Source organism: Nonomuraea sp. NPDC052265 (genome assembly GCF_044547985.1).
Lineage (GTDB): Bacteria > Actinomycetota > Actinomycetes > Streptosporangiales > Streptosporangiaceae > Nonomuraea.
In genome coordinates this window covers 665,177-676,611 of sequence record NZ_JBIUBJ010000003.1, presented here as the reverse complement: position 1 = coordinate 676,611, position 11,435 = coordinate 665,177, and the positions used below count along the sequence as shown (strand labels likewise).

Sequence of the window (11,435 nt, the reverse complement as noted above, 5' to 3'; positions counted from 1 at the left end):
GTCTCTCTTCCATAGATCACAGGTCACCGCCCGGGCGGCACGGAGAATCAGAACGGTCACCTTTCAGGTCATGGCCGAGGACGTCGGCGACGTAGCGACTTACCAGGTCGCACCCAGCTTTCAGCCGGTCGTAGACGTCCCGGGCGCCGTTTCCGAGGAGGATGTCCTGGCCGGCGTTGATCGCCGTCTGAGACGCGCTGCCGACGATGTCGAACGCCTGCAGAAAAGTCAGCGAGCGACTGTCGGACCAGGCGCCGGCAGCGGCCTGTGCCGCACGCAGCTCCGACTCGGCTTTTGCGACGATCTCCTCAGCGGCGAGGATCTTCTCCTCGAAGTGCTGGGCGATGATCTGCTCGGCTGCCTTCTTCTCCTCGCCGGTCAGCGGCACCGGGCTGAGCTTGTGGTTCACCGGCCGGCGCCGACGGGCCCGGCGCCGTCCGGGGGTGGCGTGAGCGCGGCGCGCAGTTGGGCAGCCACACCCGGGCTGAGCTGGCCGGCGGCCGCGAGGATGTCGACGAGATTGCGGGTGGTGGTGATCGCGACGACGACCTGGGCCGCGTCGCGGACTATCTGCTTCCAGCCTTCGCCGCCCTGCGCGGCCGCCGCCTTGTGGAGGGCGACGTAGTGAACGGCCCAGACCGGGTCGTGACCCTCACCGCGCAGGCGTACGTACTCCTCGATGCGGGGCCACCGGTCCTGGATCTCACCCGGCAGGATGCCGGCCCCCATCGTCTTGTACGCCTTGCCCGCAAGATGCAGCGCGCCCTCGAGTGCGCGGGCGGACTCGTGTGGCTTCCCGCTCGCCGAGGGGATGCCCAGCAGGAATCCGAACACGTCGTGGACGTGCTTCGAATCCTGGACGGTGAGCGTCATCAGAGGTCACCGCCCTGCGTCAGCTGGATGTACTGCCGCTCGTCGAGCCGCCAGGACGCGGCCAGCGCATCATGGGCCGCCGGGGCGACGGTTCGCAGCAGGATCTGCGCCTCCTCTTCGGCGCGGGCCTGCCGCTGCGCCCGGAACGGCGCGCCCTCGGGCAGCTGGCGGCTGGCCCACGCGCAGTACAAGGCACGGGCGACCGGCATCACCTGCCCGAGCGCGTAGGTGGGATCCGGTTCGGCAGGACGCGGGGCCGGGACTCCGAAGGCGCCGGCGGCGCGCTTACCGTGCTTGCACCGGCAGTAGGACTCGGTCGTGACCGGGGTGAGCACGCCTTCCAGGACTGCGCCGAGTCCGGCGCGGGTCGCGGCGCCCTGCTCGGCGCCGACGTAGTGGCGGTTGAACAGGTCGGCCATCTGGTGCAGCAGCTCGGGGGTGAGGTCCCTGCGGGGGACGCCGGTCCAGGAGTAGCGGCCGGTGTCGTGGCAGCGCGCACAGTCCGGGGCGCGCTCAACCGCCGTTTCGGAGGATCTGCTGTTGGAGGTCATGCGGGTGTCTCCTTCTGGAGCGAACGGGATCGGGCAGGGGCTCGGCGGGGAAGGGCGAGCGGGTGCGGGCCGCCCGGCGCGGCGGATAGTGGACATCACGTGTCGTCGGAGCTGAACTTCTCGGGGTTGATCGCCTCCGCCCACTCCTCGCCCAGGTAGTGGCTCCGGCACAGGAGGTTGGCGCCGTCATGCACTGCGGCCGTGTTGGCTTGCAGGGCGTCGCCGATGCCGACGAGCGCATGCAGGATGCCTTCGGCGAAGCATGTGGCGGCGATGTCGGGTTGATGGCTGTGGCTCAGTCCTTGGGCCAGGGCTTGGCGAGCGCTGTCGAGGCCGGTGGCGGCATTCCGGTAGGCGGTGGGGCCGCCGTGCTTAGGAGCCATTCGCGGCCGCCGTCCGGTTCAGACGGCCGGCGACGGTCAGCCACTCGCGGTGCTCGACCGGGTCGCGGCGGCCCATCGCGCCGGGCGTGCCGAGCGCCGTGGCCAGGGTCTGGGCAGCGATTGCGTGGCCGATGCCGATCAGCGCGCTGGTCAGTGCGGCGCGGGCGTGCTCTTCCCGCCGGTCGCCGTGGGTGAGGACCTCCGGGTGCGGGTGCCGGTTGTCGGTCAGATGCTGGGCGGCGTCTGTGAGGTGGGTGAGCGCGTGGGCCAGATTCTCCGGGCCGGTCAGCGGGTGTTGCTCGCGTGCGGGGTGCAACAGGGTCTCCTGGGGGGACATGCGAAAGGCGCCCGCGGGGGGCGCCCTTGCTGGTTACAGGTCATGGATGTTGAACAGGCCGTCGCCTTCGGTCCCGGTGGCGGCCTGGATGTCGGACAGCGGCTTGGGTGGCGGCGGCTGTGCGCCGTAGTCCTTCGGATCGGTGTCGAGCCAGGCAGACATGCGAGGTCCTCCGCAGGCTGTTCAAGTGAACGCAATTCTTACACTACAGTCGTGCGGTAACCGTTGCAAGTGTTTCACTACATGTTGCTGGAGGGGCGGCGCCTGTTGGGTTTCTCGGCCGTTCGGGACGGGCGCGGCAGGTGGCGCAGCTGGGCGCGGACCTGAGCGCCGGACCCTGGCGCCATCCGCAGGTGCGCGGCGACCTCGGGCCGGCAGATCCGGCAAGGACGGACGTAGTCGTGGCCGTCCGCTCCGGCCAGCGTGATCCAGCCGTACTCGCACCCGACATGGAGGCATTCACAGGTCGTGAACGGGCAAGGGATCGTCATCGCGCCACACCTCCCGTGCGGGGACAATAGCGATTGCCATCCGTCATGCAGACGATACGCATCCTGACTGACAGAAACACCTGCATAAGCGCAGTCCTGCGACACGTCGGCCGTCGGAGCGGGCACAATCGGGCGCTATGAGTGAAGACGTGATCGACGCACGGGCACTCTTGCCCGATCTGGACGGCTTCCCGCCGCCCCTCTACCTGTCCCCGGAGGTAGGCGACCCGTTAGCTGACGTGCTGCCGCTGATCGCTCACCTCGGGCTGCCGCCCGTCAAAGTCACCGTCGACGGCGGCCACGCCACCATGAGCCTTTATCAGGCCCAAGGCGAGCAGTGGCGGATCACCATCGGCGCCCGCCGCGAGGTCGAGGTGCGGTGCCCCGGCCCCGCCGGCGGCGACCTGGCCCTCCTCAGCGGGGTCAGGATCACCGACCCGGCCGCCTGGTGCGGCGAAGTTCTGCGCCACCAGGCGGCGCTGATTTTTGTCGGGCCGCCGCTACCGTGGAGACGCGAGGAGGCCGGGCTGTCGCGCGTGCTGGCCATGCTCGGAAGGCGGGCGGCGTGCGCCGGCGTCGTCCCGGCGCAGCTCGCCAACCCCGGCAGCGGCGGCCGTTAGAACGCGAACGCCACCTGCAGCGCCCGCACCCGCTGCCCGTACAGGGCGGCCGCGACGGTCAGCTGGGCGACGGCGGCGGCCGGCACGGGGGCGAGCATCACCCGGGCCGGGCCGGTCGGCAGCGACAGCACGACCGCGCCACCCGACGCCACGACCGGGGTGAGCCCGGCGGCGAGGACGTTCAGCATCGTGTGCGCCAGGCCCTCGGCGACACCGAGCACGACCAGCTCAGGCAGGCCCCGCTCGGTGAGGCCGACCGTGTAGCACAGGTCGGGCGCTTGGCCGTCGCCGAGCTCCGACTGGACCGCGTGCCCGTGCTCGGCGATGACCTGCCGCACCTGGGCGAGGACGGCGTCACGGAGGGTCTGCTGCACGCGGGCAGGATACGCGGAAGGGCTCCCGCCGTTGCGGCGGGAGCCCTTCATCGGTGACCGGCTGGGTCTAGGCCCACTGGACGGCGGGAGCGCACCAGGACAGGCCGGGAGTCATACCGTTGCCGCAGGTCAGACTGTTCATGACATTCCCTTTCCACGGGGGATTTTTTGTCGCAATTCATACACTACAGATGTGGGGTTTCAGTTGGACATTGTTTCCTTGTCACAATTACGCAAAGAACCCCACCAGGACCATCTCGCCCCCGGCTACTCTTCAGGCGTCGCACGGCATCCGAACCCTGCTCGCCGCCGAATCCGCAGGCCCTCCCGCGCCAGGAGCCCCAGCGGACGGACGACCAGCAGGCGGAGGAAGCTCGTCGCGTGCCGCGCGACACGGCGACGCCTCCGCGGACTTTCCCCGTAACCGCGGGGGCGTTCGCGTTCCCGCCCGTCCTATGGTTGCGGGCAGCAGTCGTAGGCCGACACCGTCACCGACAGCTGTCCGCCGACGCATCCGCCCTCGGGGCCGAGCGGCTGCCATCCGCCGATGATGAGCTTCCGCGTCGACTGGCGGGCCGCCTCGCTGGTGCGGAAGCAGCAGCTCGCGGCGCGCCGCATCGCGGCCGCGTCATCCAGGATGATCTCAGCGTCACGGGTCAGCCGCGCGGCGCTCGGGAACCGCCCCCGATTGTCGATCTTCGCGGCGCAGCGGTAGGCGCCCATCTCCAGCTCGACCGCCCACATGTTCAGCGGACACTTCTCGACCTGGGCGAGCCGCTGCGGCCACGTCGCGGTCGTCGGCCAGATCTCCGCCACCCGCACCCACGCCTGCCCGTTGCCGGCGCCGCAGTCGCAGCACAGGTCCGCCGCGACGTTCGCGCCGGCCAGGAGACTGCACCGGCATGCCTCGCCCCCGGTCGTCTGCCCGAGCGCCACGCAGAAGCAGGCCAGCAGTTCCTTTGCGAGGTCGAACGCGACCTGGTCGATGTTCACTGCCACGAGGTTCTCCGCAGCTTCGGACGGTCAGGCGACAGCACCCGCGATCGCTGACGCAGACCGTACGGGTTCACCGAGCTGATCCACTGGTCGACTTCGGGGATACCGGTCCGGCCTCGGTCCAAGAAGTCCATCGGATCGACGAACCCGACCGTCATCCCCTGCCTCGTGATGGTGGTGACCCGCTCGGGCAGCCGGCAGCAGTCGTCGCCGTTGCAGGCGTTCAGCAGCTCGCACGCGTACGTCGAGTAGGCGTGCATCGCCGCTTCGTCGAGCGGCAGGCCGCGCGTGTAGGTGACGGCGAAGGCGCCGCCTTCCACCTCGTCGACCGGTGCCGTCAGGTCCGCGCACTCCGGCCAGCATCCGCCGTCCACCCGCACCAGCTCCCGGTGCAGGTCGATGCGGTACGCCTCCGGCGGCAGCTGGACGCCGTCGACCAGGACGCGGACGATCTCCTGGGCCGGGCCCTCCAGGTCGACCTTGCATACGTGGCAGCACGAGCAGGCGCCGGAGCAGACACGGCAGTTGATCCACCCGGCTTCGGTGAGCATCGGGTAGAACGGCGGCCCGAACCCGGCGTTGAGCGGCCCGTTGCCTCCGCATGTCTTGCCGCACGGCCGGACCGTCAGCTCGCATACCCCGTACTGATTGCCGGTCAGCGGCGACAGGATCTGTGCGGCGATTTTCCCGAGACGGGTCTTCAGTGCGGGGGCGGCGTCCGCCCAGCCTGCGCAGCAGGACGGGTCAGGGTCGGGGTCCGGCCAGCAGGGCGAGTGGTCCGTCATCGACATGCTTCCGGCCCGCCTTCCTGATCATGCTCTTATAGGAACGCCCCCGAAAGTGAGGGCTCCACCTTTCGGGGCCGAAGGTGGAGCCCAGTCCAAACGCCCCGCTCGGTGGCTACGCAGCCAGCGGGGTGCAGCCGCATGCCGGCACGGGCGGCGGCACGGTCGTCAGGTGAAGGTCCATATGGTCCTTCGGTCCGATCGGTGTGATCAGCGGACCCGGGACCGGCGGGTTGGCCGCGTTCGTCGGATCCACATCGTGCGGACCCGTGCCCCAGCCGGAACCCTTCTCGCTACGACCGCTGAGGGTGAACGTCGTCTCGCCGTTCTGGATCTCGAAATCACCGATGATCATGTCTTTGAGCCATGGGATCAGGAAGTACCCGTAGCTCGGCAAGCCTGTCGCCCCGCACACCTCGCCGGGGACTTCGGACCAGATCTCCAGGCCGACACCACCGTTGCACAGGATGTCCTCGCCGATCCGGTTGCCGACCGAGTTGCCCTGCCAGTCCAGCACCGTCTCGTATCCCGACAAGAGAGTGAACAAGTCAGGATCAACGCCACAAAGCGTAATCTCGAAATTCACCCACTTCAGCTGAGGACAGTCCTTCGACGCGATGCAGATTTTTCCGGCGGCGTTCTTCACCTCGATCTCGTCACCCTCGGCGATCTCCGGCGAGTACGACGCCGTGATGAACCCGTCCGTGGTGACAACGGAGCAAGGGCCGACGACCGGGATGCCACAGGCATCGACCTTCGTCGCGCGGACCACGAGTCCGTGGATCGACTTCCAGCATGTCGCAGGCAAGGGACGCACCTCCTGTCGGAGTTCGCGCCCGGCCCACGACCAGCGGCAATCAACTGTGGCCAGGGTAGCCGCATGCGCCGCATCCGGCCCGCAGTCGCGGGAGCGTGGCATGTCCACCACAATGGCCGCGCGGCGACCGGGACCAGGCCGGGTCGACGGCGGGCGGGGGCTGACCACGTAAGGGTGCGCCGGGGCCGACCGACTACCCCGGCTTCCCGGCGCCCCGCACAGGAGCACCCCCGCTCCACAGAGTCAAGCGGGGGTGCTCCTCTCCCGGGGCTCCGGGAAGCCAAGCAGGCGGATCCCAGCGGTTACGACACCTCGCCGTCGTACCCCGACAGGCGCCGCGCGCTCCTCTCGGGAATCCCGGCCGCGCGCAGCGCCTCGTAGGCTTCCCGCGCCAGCTCGGCATCGGCCGCCTCCAGGCCGGCGAGATGCTCGGCGACACCAGCCGCCCAGGCTGCACGCGCCTCCTGAAACTCCTCTTCGGTGGTCTCCACTGCCCCCTCGGGCAGCCCTACGGCACCCTCGTGAGAATCAGCGACCTCGCCGATGGTGCCGCTTGGCGTGCGGAAGTACCGCGTGTGCTCATCATTTCGCGCTTCCATACGTCCTCCTTTAGAGCGCGAACACCATTGCGCGCATGAAGTGCTGAATCCTGTTGTAGGTCGCACCGCCCAAGCCGAACCCCAGCCCGATATCCACCGAGATCGTGATCGTGGCACCCGGCGGAATCGTGGTGTTGCCGATGACCTTGGTGGTCTGGGTGTGGACGTCCGAAACGGTCGCGGAACCACGATTCTCGAACCGATACATCTCGTCGCCGTAGACGAAGTGGCCAGCCCTGCCACCAGGGGGAATGACGAAGTCGACATCCACTTCGACCGAGGTGATGGCGATCGCCGGGCGACATGTGTCCGGGTTCGTGATGTCCAGCGTCCGCGTGGTGACAGTCGTTCCGCCGGTCGTGGTGGTCGCCGGCACTGTCGGGTTCCCCGGGAACAGTTCGTTGAGCGTGCCGGTGAAATACTGGTACTTGGCGCGCGGCTCGGACCGCAGGTTGCCCGCGGAGTCGCAGTAGACCAGGCCGCCCTCCACGTCCAGGTCGCACGGGTACGGCCACGCGGTCACCGCAGCCGCTAGCGGCGCCCCGGCTGATCCGTCACCGGCCAGACCACAGCCGACTTCGAGTTCGACCGGCGCGGCGGACGGCGCGTACAGACCGCCGTCGCCGCCGAACACCACTTGGTTACCGGCGTCGCCGGACAGGAACGCGCTGATCTCACCGGTCGCCGCGTCGTATTCGATGCCGTCGCCAGCCGACAGGCACGTCCGGACGGTGTCGCATTCGACGAACAAACCGTCCGGCCCCTCCTTCAGGAGATTCGTGCCACCGCCCGGAGGGGCCGAATCCAGCACCACGTCAGCGGTCACCGTATACGGATCACCGGCGGCGCCGGTCCCGGTGAGCCCCAGGTCGACGGTGGGCGTGTCCGTCACCGCCAGCGCCGTACCTCCCGCCCCGCCAGCAGGAACGAACAGGCCGCCATCAGGGTTGATCACCACCTGGTTCCCCGGCCCCGGGGACACGTTCGCGCCGATCACACCCGTCACCGGGTCGTAGGTCGCGCCCGGCCCGGCCGACAGGCATGACCGGACCTGCGGGCAGTCGACGTACAATCCGTCCGGCCCCTCCTGGATCAGGTTGCTGCCGCCGGGCGGCGCTGGGTCCAGCAGCACATCCGCCGACACCGTGTACGGGTTACCGGCCGACCCGTCTCCGGCCAGGGTGAGGTCAACGGTCTGGGTATCGGTCACGGCGAGCGCCGTGCTCCCGCCCCCGCCGGGCGGGGCGTACAGGCCGCCGTCCCCGCCGATCGTCACCTGGTTACCGGCGTCCGTCGAGATCTCGGCGGCGATGACGCCCGTCACCGGGTCGTAGGTCGCGCCCGGCCCGGCCGACAGGCACGGGCGGACGTCATCACAGTCGACGGCGGCGCCGGTGGCGCTGATGACGTACGGGGTAGCCGAGCCGCCGTTGCCGTCCACCGTGATGTTCGAGCCGGCGACCACGAGGCATTCGCACCGTCGGCCACAGCAGTTGCTCAAGGGACGCTCCAAGGGAGAGGGTGCCTGAGCCCGGCCCCCGGCCAGCGGCTACTACGACTGTAATTGCTGCACTCCAGCCAGGCGCGGGGTCACACCCCGAACGCGGCCGCGTGCACGGTGACACCAGACGCCGGCACGCCGGCGGCCAGCACGCCGATGCCAAGGAGCGTGACCCCGGCGGCCGCCAGCACGTTCACTGTCGTGGACGTCGCCGAGTTCGCCGCGATCCGCGCCGACCGGAAACCCGCCCCCGCTGCGACGGCGAACGTGACCACGGGCGGGGTGGTGAACGTGCCCGCCGGCCAGGTGAAGGTGACGTTGCCGCTGCCGTCGGTGACGCCGGTGGCCCGCGCGATGCGCGGACCGGGCGTCTGGTAGCCGCCCTGGGTTCCCATCAGGCGACCTTCAGGTAGCGCAGTCGCGTGTAACCGTTGCCGTCGCTTTGGATCGCCATGTTCACCCCGGGAGCGAAGGTGCTGCTCGCGGTGCCAGTCACGTCATCCCCCAGATGGCGGCCGGGAACCCTGGCGTCTGCGCTCCTCCCGACGTAGCCATGCCAGCTACACCTCCCGGGTCGACAACACCGCGAAGTCGCTGCCAGCGACTCCGGTGAATACGAACGCGTCCTGCAGCTGCTCTCCGGTGTCGCCGCCATGGTCCACCGACCAGGTCGCCGACGACCCTGCAGGCAACGCCACCGGCGTGCCGCCGCCGATCGCCACGGTCGGGGCGCCCGTGAATACCATGAACGTCACCGACCGCGCCCCCGTGGCAATAGTGACGGTGCCGGCGCCGGTCTGCCGCTGCGCCGTCGAGTCGATCTGCGGGTTCGCCGGGGCCGCGCCGCAGCGCACGACCAGTCCGGTGGACACGTAGGCCGTGGTGCCGTCCAGAAGGGTGTCTGTCGTGGTCGGCGCGCCGCTGCCGCTGGCGGTGTAGCGGCGCAGGAATTGGCCATTGTCGTCGCACAGGATCTCGTATTCGGCGTCACTGCTCGCTGCCGCGACACTGCCGCTAGTTCCGGACATCAGGAGCCTCCAAGAGGGGTAAGGGATCAGGCGACGCGTCCGTAACGCAGCGTCGTACGGCCGGACACCGTGTCGCTGCCGATACCGGCCTCGATCGTGGTGCCGCGAAGGTTGATGCGAGCCGCTTCGAGGCGGATGGATCGAGGTCCCGGCACGCTGTACTCGATCAGGACCGACGCCACCGCGTTCCCGCCGAGGCTCGCGGCAGCCGCCTGCGTGAACCAGTACTGCTGGACGATGCACTCGCTGTCCGGGACGACAGCGCCGGCGGTGATGTCCCACAGCCTGGCTTGGAGCCACACGTTGAAGTCGCTCCCGCTGGCCTGGAGGTTGCCGCGTACGTTGGCGTCCAGCTGGTAGATCCCGGCGCTCGGCAATGTGATCTGCAATCCGGTGTTGACCCACGTGCCGGATGCGGTGGGTTGCAGGTTCACAGGCGCGGGCAGGGCTGCGTAGCCGTGCTCGGCGAGGCGAAGCCCTGCGGCGGTACCGGTCATGACGGGGTGTCTCCTTCCGGGGCAACCCAGTGGGCCGTGATGTACGTGCGGCCGCAGGCCCCCGCCATCAGTCGCTGACCTTTCGGAAGCGAAAGTTATGGGCCCAAACGACTTTCTGTGAGGTGGTTCCGGAGTCGGTACGCCAGGACCCCTCAACCCGGATAGTGGTCGGGCCAGCCACCTGATACAGCGCCGCCGCCGCAGCGTTGGCCTGGATGCCGTTCGTGCCCTCGGCGGCCTGATCGGTGAACAGGATCACCCGCCGCGCAGTCATCGGGACCTCGGCGCCGACGGTGACGTCGAAGATTCGGGCGTCGATGATCGCGTTGGTGACACCGACTCCCCACGCGATGGACCCCTGCACGTCGGCGGTCACCTCGTAGAGGCCGACCGCCGGCAGCACCAGTTGCGCCCCAGTGACGGGCACCCACGTGTTCGCGGGACTGCCGTCCAGGCCCACAACTCCACTCGTCTGCCCGGAGACCGGCGTGAGCCGGGCACCCACGGTCCAGGTCTCCGGGCAGGAGCCGGCAGCCGGCGCCTGAACGTCGATGTCCACGGAACGAGCCGTGCCGAGCGCCCCGCCCGGGGCCACGCCCTGGAGGACCGCGCGCGGCACGAGGAGCCCGCTCGCGCTCTCCTGGAGGGCGTTGCACCCGGCCGGGTCGAGCACCACCGCACCGCCGCGCAGCGCGGCGTCCGTACCGGTCATCAGTCGCTGATCTTCTTGAAGCCGAGCCGGCTGTTCGCGGTCTGGAGGCCCGTGGTGGAGACCGGGCTGCCGCTGCCGTCGAGCCGCATGACCTCCACGCGGATCGTCGTGGGCCCGGCGGTCGTGATGAACCGGTGGAAGGTGCCCATGTCCGAGTCGGACATGAAGCTCTGGGGGTTGTTGTCGGCGTTCTGCTGGATCGTGTACTGGCTGCCGCCGACCGCGTTGCCGTTGGTGACGTTCCACAGGCGGCCCGCGATGGCGATGTTGTACGAGCCGCTGGACGGGTTGGTCGCGATCACGGTGTGCAGGGTCGCGGTCACCTCGTAGATGCCCGCTTCCGGGAGGACGACGGACATGGTGCTGTCGACCCATGCGCCGCTCGGCGTGGCCACGAGGTCCACGAACGCGGCGAGCAGCGTCTCGCCGAACACGGGCGTGAGCCGCGCCCCGACCTGCCAGGTGGCCGGGCAGGCGCCGGCGGCCGGTGCGGTCACGTCCACGTCGACGGACCGCTCGGTTGAGACCGCGCCGCCGGGAGCGAGGCCGGCGACGGTGACGGTCGGGACGAGGAGGCCGGCCGCGGACTCCGACAGGGCGTTGCAGGGGGCCGGGTCGAGCGTGGCCGCCGCAGATCCGGAGCGGACGACCATGGTCCCGCCGCCGCAGCACTTACCAGCCATCAGGCACCTTCCACAGTGAGAGCGTCGGAGGCGGGCAGGCTCGCCAGATAGGCGGCCTCGTTCACTTCCTCGTATCCGAGATCGGCGTAGGGCGTGGCGTCCCGCAGGTTGTAGACGACCTGGACGCCCTCGCCCTCCTTCGTGACGTAGCGGGGGTTCGGGGTGGCCTCGTCGCTCATGACGGGGTG

20 protein-coding genes are annotated in these 11,435 nt (G+C 69.6%); 1 reads left to right on the top strand and 19 read right to left on the bottom strand.

Features of this window, described 5'->3' with window-relative positions; genetic code table 11:
• Positions 1-16: 16 nt before the first annotated feature.
• The 7 genes from ACIHAD_RS12915 to ACIHAD_RS12885 all read right to left on the bottom strand — a co-directional run bounded on the left by ACIHAD_RS12915 (position 17) and on the right by ACIHAD_RS12885 (position 2,635).
• Positions 17-409: a hypothetical protein gene (locus tag ACIHAD_RS12915; RefSeq protein WP_397354532.1), complete on the bottom strand. Its 393-nt coding sequence runs from the start codon at positions 407-409 to the stop codon at positions 17-19.
• On the bottom strand, positions 406-873 hold the full coding sequence (locus ACIHAD_RS12910; RefSeq protein WP_397354531.1) for a hypothetical protein: 468 nt from the start codon (positions 871-873) through the stop codon (positions 406-408). The genes ACIHAD_RS12915 and ACIHAD_RS12910 overlap by 4 nt, the downstream gene beginning before the upstream one ends.
• Positions 873-1,424: a hypothetical protein gene (locus ACIHAD_RS12905; RefSeq protein WP_397354530.1), complete on the bottom strand. Its 552-nt coding sequence runs from the start codon at positions 1,422-1,424 to the stop codon at positions 873-875. Before ACIHAD_RS12905 ends, ACIHAD_RS12910 begins: the two co-directional genes overlap by 1 nt.
• A 95-nt stretch (positions 1,425-1,519) precedes the next feature.
• Entirely contained in the window at positions 1,520-1,807 is a 288-nt protein-coding gene (locus ACIHAD_RS12900; protein WP_397354529.1) for a hypothetical protein, read from the bottom strand.
• The gene (locus ACIHAD_RS12895) at positions 1,797-2,123 is read right to left on the bottom strand and encodes a hypothetical protein (RefSeq protein ID WP_397354528.1); all 327 of its coding nucleotides are present in this window, start codon (positions 2,121-2,123) and stop codon (positions 1,797-1,799) included. Before ACIHAD_RS12895 ends, ACIHAD_RS12900 begins: the two co-directional genes overlap by 11 nt.
• Positions 2,124-2,177: 54 nt before the next feature.
• The gene (locus ACIHAD_RS12890) at positions 2,178-2,306 is read right to left on the bottom strand and encodes a hypothetical protein (protein WP_397354527.1); all 129 of its coding nucleotides are present in this window, start codon (positions 2,304-2,306) and stop codon (positions 2,178-2,180) included.
• Positions 2,307-2,383: 77 nt separating this feature from the next.
• A complete protein-coding gene (locus ACIHAD_RS12885) occupies positions 2,384-2,635 on the bottom strand; it encodes a hypothetical protein (RefSeq protein ID WP_397354526.1) in 252 nt (83 codons plus the stop codon).
• 137 nt (positions 2,636-2,772) lie between these two features.
• On the opposite strand from ACIHAD_RS12885, the gene ACIHAD_RS12880 reads away from it, so the two are divergent.
• A complete protein-coding gene (locus ACIHAD_RS12880) occupies positions 2,773-3,255 on the top strand; it encodes a hypothetical protein (RefSeq protein ID WP_397354525.1) in 483 nt (160 codons plus the stop codon).
• On the opposite strand, the gene ACIHAD_RS12875 is transcribed toward ACIHAD_RS12880, so the two are convergent.
• The 12 genes from ACIHAD_RS12875 to ACIHAD_RS12820 form a co-directional block, all read right to left on the bottom strand.
• Positions 3,252-3,629, bottom strand: coding sequence for a DUF4262 domain-containing protein (locus ACIHAD_RS12875; RefSeq protein WP_397354524.1), 378 nt, complete (start codon positions 3,627-3,629; stop codon positions 3,252-3,254). The genes ACIHAD_RS12880 and ACIHAD_RS12875 overlap by 4 nt on opposite strands.
• Positions 3,630-4,082: 453 nt before the next feature.
• The gene (locus tag ACIHAD_RS12870; RefSeq protein ID WP_397354523.1) at positions 4,083-4,628 is read right to left on the bottom strand and encodes a hypothetical protein; all 546 of its coding nucleotides are present in this window, start codon (positions 4,626-4,628) and stop codon (positions 4,083-4,085) included.
• On the bottom strand, positions 4,619-5,416 hold the full coding sequence (locus ACIHAD_RS12865; RefSeq protein WP_397354522.1) for a hypothetical protein: 798 nt from the start codon (positions 5,414-5,416) through the stop codon (positions 4,619-4,621). Before ACIHAD_RS12865 ends, ACIHAD_RS12870 begins: the two co-directional genes overlap by 10 nt.
• Positions 5,417-5,525: 109 nt before the next feature.
• Positions 5,526-6,329, bottom strand: coding sequence for a hypothetical protein (locus ACIHAD_RS12860; RefSeq protein WP_397354521.1), 804 nt, complete (start codon positions 6,327-6,329; stop codon positions 5,526-5,528).
• Positions 6,330-6,529: 200 nt separating this feature from the next.
• Positions 6,530-6,826: a hypothetical protein gene (locus ACIHAD_RS12855; protein WP_397354520.1), complete on the bottom strand. Its 297-nt coding sequence runs from the start codon at positions 6,824-6,826 to the stop codon at positions 6,530-6,532.
• Positions 6,827-6,836: 10 nt separating this feature from the next.
• Entirely contained in the window at positions 6,837-8,291 is a 1,455-nt protein-coding gene (locus ACIHAD_RS12850; protein WP_397354519.1) for a hypothetical protein, read from the bottom strand.
• A gap of 125 nt (positions 8,292-8,416) precedes the next feature.
• Positions 8,417-8,722: a hypothetical protein gene (locus tag ACIHAD_RS12845; RefSeq protein ID WP_397354518.1), complete on the bottom strand. Its 306-nt coding sequence runs from the start codon at positions 8,720-8,722 to the stop codon at positions 8,417-8,419.
• Positions 8,723-8,887: 165 nt separating this feature from the next.
• A complete protein-coding gene (locus tag ACIHAD_RS12840; RefSeq protein ID WP_397354517.1) occupies positions 8,888-9,355 on the bottom strand; it encodes a hypothetical protein in 468 nt (155 codons plus the stop codon).
• A 26-nt stretch (positions 9,356-9,381) separates the two neighbouring features.
• On the bottom strand, positions 9,382-9,852 hold the full coding sequence (locus ACIHAD_RS12835) for a hypothetical protein (protein WP_397354516.1): 471 nt from the start codon (positions 9,850-9,852) through the stop codon (positions 9,382-9,384).
• Between the two features lie 67 nt (positions 9,853-9,919).
• The gene (locus ACIHAD_RS12830) at positions 9,920-10,564 is read right to left on the bottom strand and encodes a hypothetical protein (RefSeq protein ID WP_397354515.1); all 645 of its coding nucleotides are present in this window, start codon (positions 10,562-10,564) and stop codon (positions 9,920-9,922) included.
• On the bottom strand, positions 10,564-11,247 hold the full coding sequence (locus ACIHAD_RS12825) for a hypothetical protein (protein ID WP_397354514.1): 684 nt from the start codon (positions 11,245-11,247) through the stop codon (positions 10,564-10,566). The genes ACIHAD_RS12830 and ACIHAD_RS12825 overlap by 1 nt, the downstream gene beginning before the upstream one ends.
• Positions 11,247-11,426, bottom strand: a complete 180-nt coding sequence (locus tag ACIHAD_RS12820; protein ID WP_397354513.1) for a hypothetical protein — start codon at positions 11,424-11,426, stop codon at positions 11,247-11,249. The genes ACIHAD_RS12825 and ACIHAD_RS12820 overlap by 1 nt, the downstream gene beginning before the upstream one ends.
• Positions 11,427-11,435 lie beyond the last annotated feature (9 nt).